The sequence below is a fragment of the Plantibacter sp. AC185 genome (assembly GCF_979258065.1).
In genome coordinates, this window is record NZ_OZ409831.1 from 3,697,327 (window position 1) to 3,714,193 (window position 16,867).

General features: G+C 70.2%; 16 protein-coding genes. 11 read left to right on the forward strand and 5 right to left on the reverse strand.

Translation table 11 applies throughout. From position 1 onward, the window contains the following. Window positions 1–12: 12 nt before the first annotated feature. On the forward strand, window positions 13–312 hold the full coding sequence (locus ACZZZB_RS17225; protein WP_194645532.1) for a hypothetical protein: 300 nt from the start codon (window positions 13–15) through the stop codon (window positions 310–312). A gap of 15 nt (window positions 313–327) precedes the next feature. On the opposite strand, the gene ACZZZB_RS17230 is transcribed toward ACZZZB_RS17225, so the two are convergent. Next, window positions 328–1,173 carry a LysR substrate-binding domain-containing protein gene (locus tag ACZZZB_RS17230; RefSeq protein ID WP_079003972.1) on the reverse strand — a complete coding sequence of 282 codons (846 nt, stop codon included), beginning with the start codon at window positions 1,171–1,173 and terminating at the stop codon, window positions 328–330. Window positions 1,174–1,376: 203 nt separating this feature from the next. Between ACZZZB_RS17230 and ACZZZB_RS17235 the strand changes: the two genes are divergently transcribed. The 3 genes from ACZZZB_RS17235 to ACZZZB_RS17245 all read left to right on the forward strand — a co-directional run bounded on the left by ACZZZB_RS17235 (window position 1,377) and on the right by ACZZZB_RS17245 (window position 5,205). Next, window positions 1,377–2,690: an MFS transporter gene (locus ACZZZB_RS17235; protein ID WP_085513339.1), complete on the forward strand. Its 1,314-nt coding sequence runs from the start codon at window positions 1,377–1,379 to the stop codon at window positions 2,688–2,690. Between the two features lie 149 nt (window positions 2,691–2,839). Continuing rightward, window positions 2,840–4,159, forward strand: a complete 1,320-nt coding sequence (locus tag ACZZZB_RS17240) for a hemolysin family protein (RefSeq protein WP_137243333.1) — start codon at window positions 2,840–2,842, stop codon at window positions 4,157–4,159. Next, entirely contained in the window at window positions 4,156–5,205 is a 1,050-nt protein-coding gene (locus ACZZZB_RS17245; RefSeq protein ID WP_064295254.1) for a hemolysin family protein, read from the forward strand. Before ACZZZB_RS17240 ends, ACZZZB_RS17245 begins: the two co-directional genes overlap by 4 nt. A gap of 75 nt (window positions 5,206–5,280) precedes the next feature. Here ACZZZB_RS17245 and ACZZZB_RS17250 read toward each other — a convergent pair whose 3' ends face one another. After that, window positions 5,281–6,357: an NADH:flavin oxidoreductase/NADH oxidase gene (locus tag ACZZZB_RS17250; protein ID WP_202939727.1), complete on the reverse strand. Its 1,077-nt coding sequence runs from the start codon at window positions 6,355–6,357 to the stop codon at window positions 5,281–5,283. Between the two features lie 140 nt (window positions 6,358–6,497). Here ACZZZB_RS17250 and ACZZZB_RS17255 point away from each other — a divergent pair, with 140 nt between their 5' ends. The 7 genes from ACZZZB_RS17255 (at window position 6,498) to ACZZZB_RS17285 (ending at window position 13,555) form a co-directional block, all read left to right on the forward strand. Next, window positions 6,498–7,361 (forward strand): ADP-dependent NAD(P)H-hydrate dehydratase, encoded by an 864-nt coding sequence (locus ACZZZB_RS17255; protein WP_137243331.1) that lies wholly within the window; start codon window positions 6,498–6,500, stop codon window positions 7,359–7,361. Between the two features lie 149 nt (window positions 7,362–7,510). Next, on the forward strand, window positions 7,511–8,038 hold the full coding sequence (locus ACZZZB_RS17260) for an FMN-binding protein (RefSeq protein ID WP_191941435.1): 528 nt from the start codon (window positions 7,511–7,513) through the stop codon (window positions 8,036–8,038). A 20-nt stretch (window positions 8,039–8,058) separates the two neighbouring features. After that, complete coding sequence (locus ACZZZB_RS17265) at window positions 8,059–8,946, forward strand: FAD:protein FMN transferase (protein WP_463530347.1); 888 nt, start codon at window positions 8,059–8,061, stop codon at window positions 8,944–8,946. Window positions 8,947–9,004: 58 nt separating this feature from the next. After that, a complete protein-coding gene (locus tag ACZZZB_RS17270) occupies window positions 9,005–10,546 on the forward strand; it encodes an FAD-dependent oxidoreductase (protein WP_463530348.1) in 1,542 nt (513 codons plus the stop codon). A gap of 89 nt (window positions 10,547–10,635) precedes the next feature. Then, window positions 10,636–11,865 (forward strand): glycosyltransferase 87 family protein, encoded by a 1,230-nt coding sequence (locus tag ACZZZB_RS17275; protein ID WP_463530349.1) that lies wholly within the window; start codon window positions 10,636–10,638, stop codon window positions 11,863–11,865. Between the two features lie 2 nt (window positions 11,866–11,867). Then, on the forward strand, window positions 11,868–12,176 hold the full coding sequence (locus tag ACZZZB_RS17280; RefSeq protein WP_064295260.1) for a thiamine-binding protein: 309 nt from the start codon (window positions 11,868–11,870) through the stop codon (window positions 12,174–12,176). 77 nt (window positions 12,177–12,253) lie between these two features. Further along, window positions 12,254–13,555, forward strand: coding sequence for an MFS transporter (locus ACZZZB_RS17285; protein WP_191941432.1), 1,302 nt, complete (start codon window positions 12,254–12,256; stop codon window positions 13,553–13,555). Window positions 13,556–13,758: 203 nt separating this feature from the next. Here the strand turns inward: ACZZZB_RS17285 and ACZZZB_RS17290 are convergent, their stop codons facing one another. The 3 genes from ACZZZB_RS17290 to ACZZZB_RS17300 are packed head-to-tail and all read right to left on the reverse strand — an operon-like array spanning window position 13,759 to window position 16,792. Continuing rightward, window positions 13,759–14,409: a response regulator transcription factor gene (locus ACZZZB_RS17290; protein ID WP_056012577.1), complete on the reverse strand. Its 651-nt coding sequence runs from the start codon at window positions 14,407–14,409 to the stop codon at window positions 13,759–13,761. Beyond that, complete coding sequence (locus ACZZZB_RS17295) at window positions 14,406–15,638, reverse strand: hypothetical protein (RefSeq protein ID WP_463530350.1); 1,233 nt, start codon at window positions 15,636–15,638, stop codon at window positions 14,406–14,408. The genes ACZZZB_RS17290 and ACZZZB_RS17295 overlap by 4 nt, the downstream gene beginning before the upstream one ends. Then, entirely contained in the window at window positions 15,635–16,792 is a 1,158-nt protein-coding gene (locus tag ACZZZB_RS17300; RefSeq protein ID WP_463530351.1) for a sensor histidine kinase, read from the reverse strand. Before ACZZZB_RS17300 ends, ACZZZB_RS17295 begins: the two co-directional genes overlap by 4 nt. Window positions 16,793–16,867 lie beyond the last annotated feature (75 nt).

Consider the following 16,867-nt stretch of genomic DNA (forward strand, 5'->3'; position numbering starts at 1 on the left):
GATGATGGGCCCATGGTGGTGAACGGTGGGACGCACGGGTTCGGTGTCGGCATGCAGGTCCTCGTGCTCGTGGACCCGGCGTCCGATCCCTCGACGGGGGAGCGTGCCTCCGGGGTCATCGTCGCACCCGGCCGCCAGCGTGCCGCGGCGTTCGTCTCGGTGTGGACCGAACAGCTGACGACGTGGATCGTCGAGTTCGACGAACCCTTCACCGCGCCGGACGGCAGCGGCCCGCACGAATCGGCCGAGGTCCGCGAGACCTACCTCATCCCGGCGCCGTTCGCCGAGGCGTCGGAGTCCGTCGACGCCTGACCGCCGCGTGCTCGCTCAGGCGAGCGACCGGTCCATGATGGCCGAGGAGAGCGCCTCCACCGGGCCGGCCGCCGCCAACGGGTTCGCGAGCAGGGTGAAGTCGACGCCGCCCAGGGTCGGGAGTTCCAGCCGGTTGCTCAGCATGACGAGGTCGCTCGGGATCAGGCTGCGCGGGAAGACCGCCACGCCGAGCCCGGCCCGCACCGCTGCGAGGACGCCGTTCACCTCCCGGGTGCTGCAGGTGATCCGCCAGGTGCGCCCGGCGGCTTCCAGGGCGTCGATCGCCAGCTGCCGGGAGAGACTCGGATCCTGGTAGGCGATGAGGGGGACGGGCTGGCCCGGCTCGATCGTGGTCTTCTCGAGACCGACCCAGACCATCGAGTCGGTCCGTACGAGCTTGCCCTCGTTCTGGCCGGGGTGCATCTTGATGAAGATGAGGTCGAGGGCGCCCGCCTTCAGCCGACGGTAGAGCGGCCCGCTCTGGTTCACGGTGAGTTCGAGGTTCAGCTGCGGGTGCCCCTGACGGAAGTGCCGCAGGATCCGGGGGAGCTGGGTCATCGCGAGGTCGTCGGCGGCCCCGAAGCGGAGGCGACCGCTCATCGCCGAGCCGGTGAAGTAGCTCTCCGCCGAGGCGTGTGCAGCGAGGATGGTCCGCGCGAACCCGGCCATCGCGTCACCGTTGTCGGTCAGGCGGACCGCCCTCGTGTCCCGGACGACGAGCCACCGGCCGGCGGCCTCCTCGAGCCGTCGGATCTGCTGACTGACCGTCGGCTGGCTCAACCCGAGCTGCGCGGCAGCGCGCGTGAAGTTCTTCGTCTCGGCGACGGCAAGGAAGGTGCGCAGCAGTGCGGGGTCGAACATGCGTGAGCCGATCATTCGGGAATCGAATAGGACTGATAGGGATCATCCTGCTCGGAAATGGCCGCGTCGGCAATAGCGTGGATGGGAGCCGACGGCCTCCGCGGCTCCACCCATACGACACGCACTCGACATACGAAACGCTGGCTCTCTCCGTGACCCCTCCCTCCGACACCGCCGTCGCTCCGCCGCCGCCCACCGCCCCCATGCCGATCGTGGGGGAGCGCCCCGCCTGGCGGGACACCTTCTCCTCGCTCCGCGTCCCGAACTTCCGACTCTTCACGATCGGACACATCGTCGCGACGACCGCGATCGGGATGCAGCGCATCGCGCAGGACTGGCTCGTCCTCGAGCTCTCCGGCAGCGTCGCCGCCGTCGGGATCACGGTCGCGATGCAGTTCGCGCCCATGCTGCTGTTCGGACTGCTCGGCGGGGTGATCGCGGACCGCTACTCCAAGCGCGTGCTGCTCATGATCACGCAGTCGCTCGCCGCCGTCCTCGCGGTCGCGCTGTCGATCCTGACGCTCAGCGGCGCGGTCGAGGTGTGGCACATCTACGTCATCGCCTTCATGCTCGGCCTCGTCACCGTCGTCGACAACCCGGCGCGACAGGTGTTCGTGAACGAGCTCGTTGGGCCGGCGAGGCTGCGGAACGCCATCAGCCTCAACTCCGCCGTCTTCCAGCTCGGCCAGCTCGTCGGTCCGGCCGTCGGCGGTGTCCTCATCACCGCCGTCGGTTCCGGGTGGTCCTTCGCGATCAACGCGCTCGCCTGCTCCGGCGTCGTGCTCACCCTGGCGCTCATGCGTGTCTCGGAACTCGTCCCGACCCCGGTCGTCGCGAAGGCGAAGGGCCAGCTCAAGGAGGGACTCGGATACGCCATGCGGAAGCCGGCCATCCGGTGGACGGTCATCATGGTCGCGTTCATGTCGGTGTTCGCCTTCAACCTGCCGGTCCTGCTCGCCGCCTACGCGTCGGACGTCTTCGACATCGGCGCGAGCGGCTACGGGTTCCTCAACGCCCTCGTCGCCGTCGGCGCGCTCACCGGGGCGCTCGCGTCGACGAGGCGTGGGGGTGTGGACCTGCGCATCGTGATCGTCGCGGCGGCGGCGGTCGGCGTCCTGCAGGCGGCCGCCGGGGCGATGCCCGTGCTCCTCCCGTTCGCCCTCTTGCTCGTCGCGGGCGGGGTCGCGAACCTCCTCTTCATCACAGCGGCGAACTCCCTCGTCCAACTGTCGTCCAACATGGCGATCCGTGGCCGTGTGATGTCGCTGTACATCCTCGTGCTGCTCGGCGGGCAGTCGATCGGCGGCCCGCTCATGGGCTGGCTCGTCGAGGTCGCCGGGGCGCACGTGGGCATGATCGTCTCGGGCGGGGTCCCGGCGCTCGCCGCGGCGTGCATCGGCGTGCGGTTCCTCCTCGTGCGGCGTCGGAAGCGTCGCGCGGCCGAGGAGCGCCGGCGTCTCGCAGAGGCTGAGAAGAACCCCGGAAATCCGGGGTCCACAGCCGCGGATGTCCGATAGACTCGTCCGCACAATGGACGACCCTCCTTCAGACAGATCCCCCGGCCACCATCCCAGCCCCGTGCTGACCCGATCACGGGAGACGACCGCCCAGCCGGGCGACGGTACCCCCACTCCGGCATCGCCCGCTCAGCACGGACGGGATCGTCATGTCTGAGTGGATCATGCTCGGCGTCGGCCTCGTACTGACCATCGGGACGGGCTTCTTCGTCGCATCCGAGTTCGCGCTCGTGAACCTCGACCGCGCCGATCTCGAGGCCCGCCGCGACCGCGGCGAGACCCGCCTGACGATGACGATCGCAGCACTCAAGATCACCTCGACGCACCTGTCGAGCGCGCAGCTCGGGATCACCCTGACCACCCTCCTCACCGGTTACACCATGGAGCCGGCGCTGTCGTCGATGCTCGCCGGTCCGCTCGGCTCCATCGGGATCCCCGAGGGCGTCGTCGCCGTCGTTGCGACGATCGTCGCGATCACCCTCGCCACGCTGCTCAGCATGATCATCGGCGAGCTCGTCCCGAAGAACTTCGCGCTCGCGTTGCCCCGACAGACGGCCAAGTTCGTCGTGCCGTTCCAGACGGCCTTCACCTGGGTGTTCAAGCCCGCCATCGTCGTCCTCAACGGCAGCGCCAACGGCTTGCTGCGGTCGATGGGCATCGAGCCCAAGGAGGAGCTGTCCGGAGCCCGGACGGCCGAGGAGCTGTCGTCGCTCGTGCGTCGATCGGCGCTCGAGGGCACACTCGAGGCCGACACCGCGACCCTGCTCAACCGCACCCTCCGCTTCTCGAGCCACGATGCGTCGGACGTCATGACGCCCAGGCCGCGCATCGCGTCGATCCAGCGTGGCGAACCCGCCCAGGCGGTGCTCGCCCTCGCGAGGTCGACCGGCCACTCGCGCTTCCCGGTCACCGATGCCGACGTCGACGACATCACCGGTGTCGTGCATGTCAAGCAGGCCATCGCGGTCCCGCGCGACCGACGCGGCGAGGTGCCCGTCTCGGCCCTGCAGTCGCCGGCCCTGCGCGTCCCCGAGACGATGAAGCTGGACGTGCTGCTCTCGCAGCTGCGCGGACGCGGATACCAGATGGCCGTCGTGGTCGACGAGTACGGCGGCACCGCCGGCGTGACCACCCTCGAGGACCTCGTCGAGGAACTCGTGGGCGAGGTCGCCGACGAGCACGACCGTTCGCGTGCCGGAGTGGTCCGCGGACGCGACTCCACGACCTTCCCGGGCAGCCTCCGTCCCGACGAGCTCCTCGAGCGAGCCGGCGTGCGCGTTCCCGAGGACGGCCCGTACGAGACGGTCGCGGGCTACGTCATGAGCGAGCTCGGACGACTCGCGGTCTCGGGCGACGAGCTCGAGCTCGAGGACGGCACGCTCCGCGTCGAGCGACTCGACGGCCGACGGATCGATCGGATCCGATTCACCCCGAGACCCGTCGTGTCGGAGGACGGTGGTGACGTATGAGCGACTGGGCAGGAATCGCCTGGCTCGTGGTGCTGCTGCTCGCGAACGCCTTCTTCGTCGGTGCCGAGTTCGCGGTCATCTCCGCGCGTCGGTCGCAGATCGAACCCCTCGCCGAGCAGGGGAGCCGGAGCGCCAAGACCGCGCTGTGGGCCATGGAACACGCCACGCTCATGTTGGCGACGAGTCAGTTGGGCATCACCGTCTGCTCGCTGCTCATCCTGAACGTCTCCGAGCCGGCGATCCACCACCTGCTGGAGGTGCCGTTGGCGCTCACCGGCTGGCCCGAGGAGACCATCGGCACGGTGGCGTTCATCATCGCGCTGCTGCTCGTCTCCTACCTCCACGTGGTCTTCGGCGAGATGGTCCCGAAGAACCTCTCCTTCTCGATCCCGGATCGCGCGGTCCTGCTGCTCGCTCCGCCGCTCGTCTTCGTGGCGCGCGTCTTCCGTCCGATCATCGTGTCCCTCAACGCGACCGCGAACGCCGTCCTCCGCCTGTTCCGGGTGGAGCCGAAGAACGAGGCCGCGAGTGCGTTCACGCTGGACGAGGTGGCGACCATCGTCGACCAGTCCACCCGCGAGGGTGTGCTCACCGACTCGACGGGTGCGCTCGTGGCGGCGTTCGAGTTCACCGAGAAGAAGGTCCACGACGTGGCCCTGCCGCTCGGGAGCCTCATCACGCTCACGGAGGAGGCCACCCCCTCGGACGTCGAGCGCGCCGTCGCCAAGTACGGCTACTCGCGGTACGTGATCGTCGACGACGAGTCGGTGCCGATCGGCTACCTGCACCTGAAGGACGTGCTGCGGTACGACGACCTCGACGGCAGTGGCGACGAGGAGCGGCCGGTGCCCGCGAAGCACATCAGGCAGCTCGTGTCGGTGTTCGAGGATTCGGACGTCGAAGACGCGCTGACCACGATGCGCCGCTCGGGAGCGCACGTCGCCCGGGTGTTCGACGAAGCGGGCGCCACCACCGGGGTCCTCTTCCTCGAGGACATCATCGAGGAACTCGTCGGCGAGGTCCAGGACGCCACCCGGCGTCGCTGATCGGACGCCTGAGCGCTGACACGACGACGGCCCGCACGCGATCGCGTGCGGGCCGTCGTCGTGTCGGGGTCGCGCTCAGGCGCGCGGCTTGGCCCGCTCGTACTGGCCCGGCCAGGCGACCTCCACGCCGAGCTCGGTCGCGGCGCGCAACGCGAAGTGCGGATCACGGAGCGCCTCGCGGGCGACCATGACCGCCTCCGCCTGCCCGTCGGCGACGATGGCCGCGGCCTGCTGGGCGTCGGTGATGAGCCCGACGGCGCTCGTGTCGACACCCGTCGACCCGATGTGCGCCGCGAACGGGACCTGGTACCCGGGGGAGAGCGGGATGCGGACGCCGCCGACGGCTCCACCGGTGGAGATGTCGAAGAAGTCGGCCCCGCGCTCGGCGCACCAGGCGGCGACGGTCGCGGTCTGATGTTCATCCCATCCGTCGTCCACCCAGTCCGTGGCCGAGAACCGGACGAACAACGGGAGACCGGCCGGGAGGACCCCGCGAACCGCTTCGACGACCCGCAGGAGGAGCTTGGCCCGGTTCTCGAGCGAGCCGCCGTAGCCGTCCTCGCGGTGGTTGACGAGTGGTGAGAGGAACTGGTGCAGCAGGTAGCCGTGCGCCGCGTGGAGTTCGATCACCTGGAAGCCGGCGTCGACCGACCGGACGGCCGCCGCGCGGAAGTCGTCGACGACGCGGTCGATCCCCTCGTCGTCGAGGGCCTCCGGAACCGCGTAGCCCGGGAAGGCCTCGGGCGATGGAGCGACCGTCGACCAGCCACCCTCCTCGATCGGCACACTGCCGTGTCCGTCGGTGCCCCAGGGGGCGAACGTGGAGGCCTTCCGGCCGGCGTGCGCGAGCTGGATGCCGGGGACGGAACCCTGCTCGGTGATGAACGCGGTGATCCGTCGCCAGGCCTCGCGCTGTTCGTCGTTCCAAATGCCTGCGTCCTGGGGCGAGATCCGACCCTCGGGGCTGATCGCCGCCGCCTCGGAGATGACGAGGCCGAAGCCGCCCGCCGCGAACTGGCCGAGGTGCATGAGGTGCCAGTCGGTGGGGACGCCGTCCTGGGCGGCGACGCTGTACTGGCACATCGGGGCGATCCACAGGCGGTTGGGGATGGTGAGGTCGCGGATGGTGATCGGATCGAACAGCTGGGGCACGGAACTCCTCGGGTCTCTGGGCGACGGGCGTCGCCACCCGGCTCAACGTCCCGGCGCGCGCTCGGATTCCCGTCTCCGGGATGACCGACGATCGACGGCTCAGCGTCAGTCCGCCGCGACGACTGGCCTAGGGTGATGGCATGGCCGAACCGCGACTCTGGACCCCTGCCGACGCACGCGACTGGATCGCCGTGCCCGACGCCGAATCGGACAAGTACTCCCGGGGTGTCCTCGGCGTCGTGACCGGGTCCGACCGCTACCCGGGTGCCGCCGTCATCGGTGTCGAGGCGGCGATCCGCACCGGCGTCGGCATGGTCCGTTACCTCGGCGCGGACCGACCGGCGAACCTCGTGCTGCAGCGCCGCCCCGAGATCGTGACGGCGGAGGGGCGCGTGCAGGCGTGGCTCATCGGCTCCGGCATGGACCCCGGCAAGCTGACCCGCGAGGAGAGCTCCCTGCTCGACGCCGCCCTGCACGGGGGCGAGCCGGTCGTCGCCGATGCCGGTTCACTCCGTCGCGTCGCCGCAGGTGCCCACCAGCGGGCGTTCGGTGTCGACGAGTCGTGGCGCATCGTGGCCACACCCCACGTCGGTGAACTGGCGACCATGTTGAGCGGCCTGGGGAGCCCGGCCGAGGTCGAGGCCATCCGTGCCGACCCGGTGTCGTACGCGGCCGACGTCGCCGCCCGCCTCGGCATCGTCGTGGTGCTGAAAGGCGGCACGACCCACGTGGTCGCGCCTGACGGCGACGCCATCACGGTCTCCGGCGGATCGCCCTGGCTCGCGACCGCCGGCACGGGCGACGCCCTGGCCGGGATCATCGGGGCGCTCGTCGCCACGAACGCCGAGCGCGTGCTCGCCGACCCCGGCTGCCTGGCGAGCGTGGCCGCCAGCGGGGTGCTGCTGCACGCGGCCGCCGGGGACGCCGCGGCAGCCGAGGGCCCGCTGGCCGCGCTCGACGTGGCCGAAGCGGTGCGCGGCGTCGTCGGTGGTCTCCTCCGCTGAACGATCGTTCATCGGTGGACGAAGGACAACTCCCAGAACGCTCATAGCTCGCCCATAGGGAAGCTCAGGACACTGGTGCCACCGCGGCAGAGACCTCGCCGCGGCGGCCGCCGCACCGCGGCACACACATCGCCCGAGGAGATTGAACGATGCGCAACCCCACCACCACCCAGCCTCCCGTCCGCACGCCACGCCTGTCCGTGGCGGCGAAGAAGACGACCTTCGCGGCCCTGACCGGCCTCACCCTCGTCGGCAGCCTGGCCGGTTGCTCGGCGGCCGACGCCGGCAGTTCGACCACGACCACGTCGCCCGAGACGAAGAGCACGGCGGCGCCGGAGGCGACCACCTCCACCGACGCCGCGGCGGGCTCCGGCTCCACCGACTACCAGGACGGCTCCTACACCGCGGACGGCAGCTACCAGTCGCCGAACGGCACCGAGTCGATCACGGTGACCGTCACACTCGCCGAGGACAAGGTCACGGCGGTCGACGTCGTCTCGCACGCCGAGAGCGCGAACAGCAAGCGCTACCAGGCGGAGTTCATCTCCGGGATCGCCGCCGAGGTGGTCGGCAAGGACATCGACAGCCTCAAGGTCTCCAAGGTCGCCGGTTCCTCGCTCACGAGCGGCGGTTTCAACTCGGCCATCGACACGATCAAGACCGAAGCGAAGGGCTGAGCCGCGGGGCCGGACCGACGATGAGCGAGACGACACTGCGCTTCGAGGCGATCGGCACCGGATGGGAGCTCGACACGGCTCTGCCGCTCGAGCCCGAGACCGCAGAGGCCGTCGCCGCGTGCATCGACCGGTTCGACCGGACCTGGTCGAGGTTCCGGGACGACGCGTTCATCGCGCGGTTCGCCGCCGGCCCGGTCTCGACCGCCTTCCCCGATGATACGCGCGAGGATGCGGTCGCGCTGCTCGACACGTACCGGCGTCTGCACGATGCCACCGCCGGAGCCGTGACGCCGTTCATCGGCACCTCGCTCGAACGGCTCGGCTACGACGCCTCCTACTCGCTCGTCCCCCAGGGCCCGGCGGTCGCCGCCCCGCACTGGGACGACGTGGCCCGATGGGACGGCGAGGTGCTCGAGACGAGCCGTCCGCTCGTGATCGACATCGGCGCGGCCGGCAAGGGGCGGCTCGTGGACCTCGTCGCGGACCTCCTCCGCAGCCACGGCCACGAGTCCTTCACGGTCGACGCCTCGGGCGACCTGCGTCACGAGCACGGGTCCCGCGTGGCGGACCCGCTCCGCATCGCGCTCGAGCATCCGTACGATCCCAGCAAGGCCATCGGGGTCGCGACGGTCGACGACGGAGCCCTGTGCGCCTCCGCGACCAATCGTCGTGCCTGGGGCGACGGGCTCCACCATGTCATCGACGGCCGGACCGGTGAACCGACGAGGACCATCGCGGCGACCTGGGTCACCGCCCCGGACGCGATGGTCGCCGACGGACTGGCCACCGCGCTGTTCTTCACCGATCACGAGACCCTGGCGGAGGCGTTCATTTTCGAGAGCGTCCGTATGTTCACGACCGGTCTCACCGACCGGTCCGTCGGGTTCCCCGGCGAACTCTTCACCTGAGTCACGCGCCACAGGGCCTGAGCCCGGACGGCACCATCTCCCAGAAAGCAGACCGCACATGAACGGCCGCACCGGCTCCTTCTTCGGCACCGTCCTCGGGCGGGTCACCATGTACCGCCTCGTGACACTGTCACTCGGCACCCTCGCGATCTACGCCTTCGTGCTGTCGCTCTTCGGGCAGGTGTTCTACAAGCCGCTCGAGCTCCTCGCCACCCTGGCCACGCTGCTCGTCGTCGGCTACCTGACGAACCGCCTGTTCGGTGCGCTGTTCCAGGTGCAGCCGCACAGCGAGTCGTCCGTCATCACCTCCCTCCTGCTGTTCTTCATCCTGTGGCCGACGAGCGAGCCCACCGCGCTGGCCTGGATCGCCCTCGCCGCCACGGTCGCCTCGGCGTCGAAGTACCTGCTCGCGATCCGAGGCCGACACGTCCTCAACCCGGCGGCCATCGCCGCACTCGTGATGAGCGTGCTGGCGAGCTACGTCACCCTCCCCGGCGTGTCACCGTCGGTCTGGTGGGTCGCCAACCCGTGGCTGCTGCCCGGTGTCGTCATCCTCGGCGGACTCGTCCTCATCCGGACGAAGCGACTCACGATGGCACTCGTCTTCATCGTGCTCTCCTGGGCGCTCGTCACCGTCCGGCTCGTCACCGGCGGTCAAGAGCTGGGACCGGCACTGCTGGCTCCGCTCACGTCGTACCCGATCCTCTTCCTCGCAGCGTTCATGCTCACCGAGCCGCTCACGCTTCCACCGCGGCGCTGGCAGCAGCTCGCCGAGGCGGCGATCGTCGCGGTGCTGTTCTCCATCCCGTTCATGCTCGGCCAGGTGGCGTCGACCCCCGAGCTCGCGCTCATCGTGGGCAACGTGCTCGCGTTCGCCGTCGCCCGTCGTCGGGGGATGCGACTGACGCTCGAAGGCACCCGCGCGCTCACCCCGACGGCGGTCGAGTACCAGTTCAGCTCGAAGCGGTCGATCCCGTTCGCGGCCGGCCAGTACCTCGAGCTGTCGTTGCCGCACCGTGGGGCCGACGTCCGCGGTTCGAGGCGCGTCTTCAGCATCTCCTCGCCGCCCGACGACGACCGTACGATCCGCGTGGCCATGCGTGTGCCCGAGCGGGCCAGTAGCTTCAAGCGGGCGCTGAACGCGCTGCCCGTCGGCGCGAGCCTTTCGGCGACCGGCGTGTGGGGCGACTTCGTCCTGCCGAAGGACACGAGCAAGCCGATCCTGCTCATCGCCGCGGGGATCGGGATCACCCCGTTCGTCAGCCAGCTCTCCCGGCTGCACCTCCGTGCCGACCAGCGTGACGTCGTCCTCGTCTACGTCGTGTCCGACCCGCAGGAGCTCGCCTACGCGGCCGAGCTCGAGACCTGGGGGACACCGGTGCTCGTCGTGGGACCGACGGACGACGTCCGGCTGCCGGACGGCTGGCGTGGCCTCGGACCCGGGCGCCTCGACCACGAGCGCCTCGCCGAGGCCGTCCCCGACCTTGCCGAGCGGGAGGTCTTCATCTCCGGTCCGCCCGCGATGATCGAGGCCCTGAAGCCCGCCCTGCGCGGGATCGGCGTCGGACACGTCCGCACCGACGCCTTCAGCGGGTACTGATCAGCAGGCTCGCGGAGCCGACCCACTCGGGCGTCGAGCGAGTGGCGGACCGGTCCCATCGGCGGCACGAGCCTAGGATGGTCCACGTGATGCGGCGTTGGCTCCTCTGGTGCGGGTTCGGCCTCGTGCACCTCCTCGTCGGGTGGCTGTGCCTCGTGGCGGAGGGCCTCCCGCTCGGCGACGTCGTCCTCGTGTACCGGCCGTGGGTCGAACAGGCGACGTCCGGTGGCCCGATCCCCGCCATCGACCAGCCCTGGGTCTATCCGATCCTCGCGATCGTGCCGATGCTGATCCCGCTGCTGCTCGGCAGTGCCTGGTACGGCGTCGGCTGGCTCCTGCTGGTGACCGCGATGAACGCCGGGGCGTTCGCGGTCCTCCTCGGCAACGGCCACTCTCGCCCACGGCTGATCGCGGCATGGTGGTGGCTCGCGTTCCTCCTCCTGCTCGGACCGATCGCGCTCGCCCGGATCGACTCCGTGACCGTCCCCATCGCGATCGTCGGGCTCCTCTGGGTCGCCGGCCGCCCGCGGGTCGCCGCCGTCCTCCTGACGCTCGCCGCCTGGATGAAGATCTGGCCGGCGGCGCTGATCGGCGCGATCGTCCTGGCGCACCGCCATCGCGGTCAGGTCCTGGTCGCGGCGGCGGCGACGTCGGTCGTGGTCCTCGGGGTCGGCCTCGTGCTCGGCGGTGCGAACGCCGTCAGCTTCGTGACGGAGCAGACCGGACGTGGTCTCCAGATCGAGTCGCCCATCGGCAACGCCTACCTGTGGCTCGCCGTCCTGGGTGTCCCGCAGAGCTTCGTCTACTACGACCGCGACATCCTGACCTTCCAGGTGACGGGCCCGGGCGTCGACACGGCGATCGCCGTCATGACGCCGCTCCTCGGCCTCGCCGTCGCCGGTGCGGTGCTCCTCGGGGTGCTCGCGGTGCGGTCCGGACGCCCCCTCGTGCAGGTGCTCGCGCCGTTGTCGCTCCTCTTCGTCCTCACGCTCATCATCTTCAACAAGGTCGGGTCACCGCAGTTCGCGATGTGGTTGGCGGCACCGGTGATCCTCGGGATCGTCCTGCAGCGTCGGCGCTTCCTCGCGCCGGCCGTGCTCGCGCTGATGATCGCCGCGCTCACGCAGCTCGTCTACCCCTACCTGTACCTCTGGTTGCTCAACGTCGACCCGGTCCTCGTGACGGTGCTGACGGTCCGCAACCTCGCCTACCTGGTCCTCGCAGGCTGGGCCGTCCACGCACTGTTCACCCCGTCCCACCATGACGAGGACGTCTCCTCGGCGTCCATCCCCGTCCCCGCTCGAACCCACAAGGAGTGACCATGCTCGTCGCCTTCTCCGTCGCCCCCAGCGGCACCGGCAACTCGGACGGTTCCGTCCACGACGCGGTCGCCGCCGCCGTGCGGATCGTCCGAGAGTCCGGCCTGCCCAACCGGACCGACTCCATGTTCACGACCATCGAGGGGGAGTGGGACGAGGTGTTCGCGGTCATCAAGGACGCCACCGAGGCGGTCGGCGCCTACGGTAGCCGGGTCTCACTCGTCCTCAAGGCCGACATCCGTCCCGGCTACACGGGTGAGCTGACCGCCAAGCTCGACCGCCTCGACGCCGCGCTCGAGAACGACGGCTGAGCCCATCGGGCAGCGGTCGTCCGGTTTCGCCGTCCGGGGGACTCGAATCGATTCGAGGATTCCCGTACACTCGATCCATGCCCACCATCCTGGACGGGTCGACGCAGCTGTCGCCGACCCGTGTTCGTCTTGCCATCCTCGCGCTCGCCGTCGGGGCGTTCGGCATCGGCACGACCGAGTTCGTGGCGATGGGTCTGCTGCCGAACATCGCGACCGACCTCCTGCCCGAGCTGGCCGCGCGCAGCCAGGAGCAGGCGAACGCGCAGGCCGCCTGGTTGATCACGGCGTACGCGCTCGGCGTCGTCGTCGGTGCGCCGACGATCGCCGCGCTCGTCGCGCGATACCGGCGTAAGACCGTCCTCCTCTGGCTGGGCGTCGCGTTCACCGTCGGCACGCTCGCGTCTGCGCTCCTGCCGAGCTTCGGCCTTGTCCTCCTCGCACGGTTCGTCGCGGCGCTGCCGCACGGCGCCTACTTCGGCATGGCCGCCCTCGTCGCCGCGAGTCTCATGGGGCCCGGGAAGCGCGGCAAGGGCGTCGCGCTCGTCATGACCGGGCTGACGATCGCGAACGTCGTGGGCGTGCCGTTCGCGACCTGGGTGGGCCAGGAGTTCGGGTGGCGCTCCGCCTACCTCATCGTCACCGGCATCTTCGCGCTCGCGACCGTGACCATCTGGTTCGCCGTGCCGGTGCAGGCGGGCAACCCGCAGCAGACGATGCGTCGGGAGCTCCGTGTCTTCCGTCGCGGCCAGGTGTGGTTCGTGCTCGGGTTCGGGTCCATCGGGTTCGGCGGGCTCTTCGCCGTCTACAGCTATCTCGCGCCCCTCGTGACCGAGGTCGCGGGGGAGTCGGCGACACTCGTCCCGTGGGCGCTCGCGACCATGGGGGTCGGCATGACGATCGGCAACCTGGTCGGCGGGCATCTCGCGGACCGCGGGGTGAAGCGGGCCCTGATCGTCTTCTTCGCGCTCATGATCGTGGTCCTGACCGCCTTGGCACTCACCGCGACGTGGACCCCGACCATGTTCCTCTTCGTCTTCGCGGTCGGCTTCGCGTCGCAGGGCCTCGGTCCGGCGATCCAGACGAGGCTCATGGACGTCGCGGGTGACAGCCAGTCGCTCGCCGCCGCGCTCAACCACTCGGCGCTCAACATCGGCAACGCGCTCGGGGCGTTCCTCGGCGGTGTGGTCATCGCCGGTGGACTCGGCTACCTCGCCCCGGTCTGGACCGGCGTGGTGCTGACCGTGATCGGCCTCGGGATCGTCATCACGAGCTTCACGGTCGAACGACGGCAGCTCCGGCGCGAACTCCTGCGGGCGAACGACGCCGAGGAGCGCAGGATCGCGGACCGCAATCCGCCGACGGCACCGATCCCCGTCTGACCGATACCCGGCGCCCGTCCCGGCCCGTGGGGTGGGGTGCCAGCGCGGTGCGCTCGCACGAGCGCACCCCGCACGCGTGAGCGCGGGTCTCCGGAGATGCGCGCCGACGTCTCCGGGTAGCGCTCACGCCGAACAATGCGGTCTCGCGTCAGCGCACCGCGCTGGAACCGATACCCGCGCGCTCGCGTCGGCGCACCGCGCTGCTAGTCGACGATGATGCCGTCGAGGATTGCCCGCTTGCGCAGGGCGACCTTGGTACCGACGTCGATGCCGGCGTTGCGGTACTTCTCGCGGATGCGCTTGAGGTAGCTCTTCGCGGTCTCGTCGGAGATGCCGAGGCTCTCGGCGACCATCTTCACGGGCTCACCGGCGGCGTACAGTGCCATGACACGTCGCTCCTGCGCGCTGAGGCGGGGGCCGGTGCCGGAGGCGCCGCTCGCGAGTGCGAGGTCGAGTTCGGGGGAGATGTAGGACTCACCGCGTGACGCCGCACGGAGGGCGTGCACGATGGTCTCGGCGTCCTCGCTCTTCGCGAGGTAGCCCAGGGCGCCGGCGGCCAGCGCCTCGCGGACGACCGCCGGGTCGCTGTAGGTGCTCATGAGCACGGTCGTGACGCCGGTGGTCTTCAGCGTCGCGAGCTTGACGGCGACCGGCACGTTGTCCTTGAGGTCGACGTCGAGCAGCAGGACGTCGACGGGGAAGGCGGGGTGCGTCAGCAGTTCCGGCCAGGACGGGGTCACGACGACGAGTTCGATGTCGTCGGCGACGCTCCTGATCCATTCGGTGAGCGCGCCGAGCAGCATCCGGTGGTCATCGACGATGCCGACCCTGATGCGAGACTCCTGTGACGTCATTGACGTTCCCCTTTCCGCTGGCCCGCAGCAGGATTGTCGACGGTGCTGTCGATCTCGATCCTGATCCGGGATTTCTGGTACGTGTCCGTGGAGCTGCCCACTCGTCCGAGCGCTTCCCACACCGCGGGATCCACCTTGGCGCGTTGCACTCCGACCGCTTCGAGGACGATCGGGATGACGAGCGCACCAGATCGGCCCGGTCGTTCGGAGCGGTCGACCGGTCCGAGCGTCAGCACAGCTCTGGCACTCTGCGCATCTGCTTCCCCGAGGAGCAACCATACTGCAGAGAGCAGGCCATCCCGCTGATCCGTTGCGAGATACGTCGCGAGTCGCTCGGGGTCGCGCAGGGTCGCGCGGTCCGACAGCACGGACGACTCCTGGAACGCGTGCTCGAGCCAGGACTCCTTGCCCTCGGACATGAGATGACGCCGGAGCTCGGTCGCGAGGCGGGAGGCGCGCACGGCGAGCTCGGGGCTGAGCGGGAGGTCGACCGAGCCGTCGGCGACACCGACGAACAGTTCCTCCGCTTCGAGGTCGAGGGTGACGAGTTCCTCCGAGTCGAAGAACCCGAGTGCGTCACGGACGCTCGCGACCGTGGAGGCGACCATGACCCGGTCGAGTTCGAGACGGACGATCCGCCGGTACTGGGAGACGATCGCGCAGGCGATGAGCGGCGGGACGACGGCGACCGCGGCGAAGAGCAACTCGGCTCCGAGCGTCGCGGTCTGGGTCCGCGTGACGGTGAGGATCGACCCCACGAGCATCAGCCCGAGCACCACGGTCGCGGCGGCGATGTCGCGGACCGGGCGGAGGGTGACGACCGCGAGCAGGACGCCGCCGACCGCCGCTGCCGCCGTCGGATAGACCCCTACGGCGTCGCGACTCCAGACGCTCGCGAGGTCGAGTGCGGCGACCACCACCAGCTGGATCAGGAGCGCGACGAACAGCCGGTCCGAGAGGTGGAACGCGGAACGGCGGAGCAGGAGGAAGGTCGACGCGATCGCCGCGGTGAGCAGCAGCCAGGCGACGACGCTGAGCAGTGGTCGCGGATAGTGGTGGACCGATCCGACGAATCGGATCGCGGCGTAGACGACGAGGATGAGGCCGGACACCGACAGTCCGATGCCGAGCTGTGTCGTTCCGAGTGACGAGCGCTGCCGGTCGATGGCGCGCCGATGGCGGTAGCGCCGGGTCGGCCCGGTGGCCTCAACGAGGGCGTCGACACTCATGCTTGCGGGACCTCCAGGATGACGGTCGTCCCGGCCCCCGGGGCGGAGAAGACGCGCGCCTGTCCACCGACCTCCTGGATGCGCGCGACGACCGATTCCGCGACGCCGAGGTGGCCGTCCGGCACGGCCGACGGATCGAACCCGGTGCCGGTGTCGGTGATGAGGAGTCGGGCGGTCAGCTCGTCGATCGAGACCGTGACGTCGGCCGAGTCGACGCCGGAGTGACGCCGGACGTTCTCCAGGCACTCCCCGAGCGCGAGGAGGAACGCTTCCCGCACACGTGGGTCGAGGTTCGCCTGTCCACCGCCGTAGACGTTGACCGTGAGGCCGAGCCCGGCGAACCGGTCCGTCACGGCCTCGATGCCCTCGTCGAGGGTGAAGTCGGCACCGCGCTGCAGGATGTACGAGCCGGAGGAGACGGGGCTGAGCTCCTCGCCGAGGCGGAGGCTGCGGAGCAGATGCGCGTCGTTCCCGGCCTGCGAGCGGAGGGCGGCGGCATCGACGCCTCGTCCGGAGTGGGCGAGCATGGTGAGGGTCGCGAGCGCGGTGTCGTGCAGGAGTCGTGCGTCCTGTCGTCGTTGCGACTCGGCCTGACTCGCGAGCCGCTCCGCGTTGTAGGCGCTGCCGATGGTGTCGACCCGACGGATGAGTCGGGGGATGCTCGTGTCGAGCCACCCGCCGAAGGCGCCGATCGCGATCCACACGACCGCGGTCAGGCCGATGGTCGGGATCGTGAGCGCGGTGGGCCCGGTGACGACGATGATCGTGACCGCCGTCACGACGAACGCGGTCAGGAGCAGCGGCCAGGTGCGCCGGAGCGGCACGAGTCGGGCCGCGACGGCGCCCATGCCGAGGGAGGTGATCGCGGCGATCGCGCTGGCGGAGCCGACCTGGCCGGTGTTCCCGTCGGACAGACCGATCACGATGACGACCCCGACACCGACCAGGAACACCAGGACCACCCACCGACGGCCGTCGTACTGCTCGGCGGCCACGTGGGTGAGCGCGAGGGCGGCGACGAGGACGAGGAGGACGGTGTACCGACCTCCCGAGACGACGCCCGGGACGCTGAGGATCATCGCGGCCGTGACGCACCCCGCGAGTCCGAAGAGACGCGTCGTGCGCAGCAGCAGCCGTCGCTGGGTCCTCGCCACCCGATCCATGCTCACGCTCCTCTGAGGAGTCACCTTATCGGGTGACACGACCGCCGCGGAACGGGTGTCGGACAG

Bases quoted from the DNA above. Each gene is read 5' to 3' on its own strand.
- ACZZZB_RS17225 (WP_194645532.1), top strand. From the start codon at position 13: ATGGTGGTGAACGGTGGGACGCACGGGTTCGGTGTCGGCATGCAGGTC.
- ACZZZB_RS17230 (WP_079003972.1), bottom strand. From the start codon at position 1,173: ATGTTCGACCCCGCACTGCTGCGCACCTTCCTTGCCGTCGCCGAGACG.
- ACZZZB_RS17235 (WP_085513339.1), top strand. From the start codon at position 1,377: ATGCCGATCGTGGGGGAGCGCCCCGCCTGGCGGGACACCTTCTCCTCG.
- ACZZZB_RS17240 (WP_137243333.1), top strand. From the start codon at position 2,840: ATGTCTGAGTGGATCATGCTCGGCGTCGGCCTCGTACTGACCATCGGG.
- ACZZZB_RS17245 (WP_064295254.1), top strand. From the start codon at position 4,156: ATGAGCGACTGGGCAGGAATCGCCTGGCTCGTGGTGCTGCTGCTCGCG.
- ACZZZB_RS17255 (WP_137243331.1), top strand. From the start codon at position 6,498: ATGGCCGAACCGCGACTCTGGACCCCTGCCGACGCACGCGACTGGATC.
- ACZZZB_RS17260 (WP_191941435.1), top strand. From the start codon at position 7,511: ATGCGCAACCCCACCACCACCCAGCCTCCCGTCCGCACGCCACGCCTG.
- ACZZZB_RS17265 (WP_463530347.1), top strand. From the start codon at position 8,059: ATGAGCGAGACGACACTGCGCTTCGAGGCGATCGGCACCGGATGGGAG.
- ACZZZB_RS17270 (WP_463530348.1), top strand. From the start codon at position 9,005: ATGAACGGCCGCACCGGCTCCTTCTTCGGCACCGTCCTCGGGCGGGTC.
- ACZZZB_RS17275 (WP_463530349.1), top strand. From the start codon at position 10,636: ATGCGGCGTTGGCTCCTCTGGTGCGGGTTCGGCCTCGTGCACCTCCTC.
- ACZZZB_RS17280 (WP_064295260.1), top strand. From the start codon at position 11,868: ATGCTCGTCGCCTTCTCCGTCGCCCCCAGCGGCACCGGCAACTCGGAC.
- ACZZZB_RS17285 (WP_191941432.1), top strand. From the start codon at position 12,254: ATGCCCACCATCCTGGACGGGTCGACGCAGCTGTCGCCGACCCGTGTT.
- ACZZZB_RS17290 (WP_056012577.1), bottom strand. From the start codon at position 14,409: ATGACGTCACAGGAGTCTCGCATCAGGGTCGGCATCGTCGATGACCAC.
- ACZZZB_RS17295 (WP_463530350.1), bottom strand. From the start codon at position 15,638: ATGAGTGTCGACGCCCTCGTTGAGGCCACCGGGCCGACCCGGCGCTAC.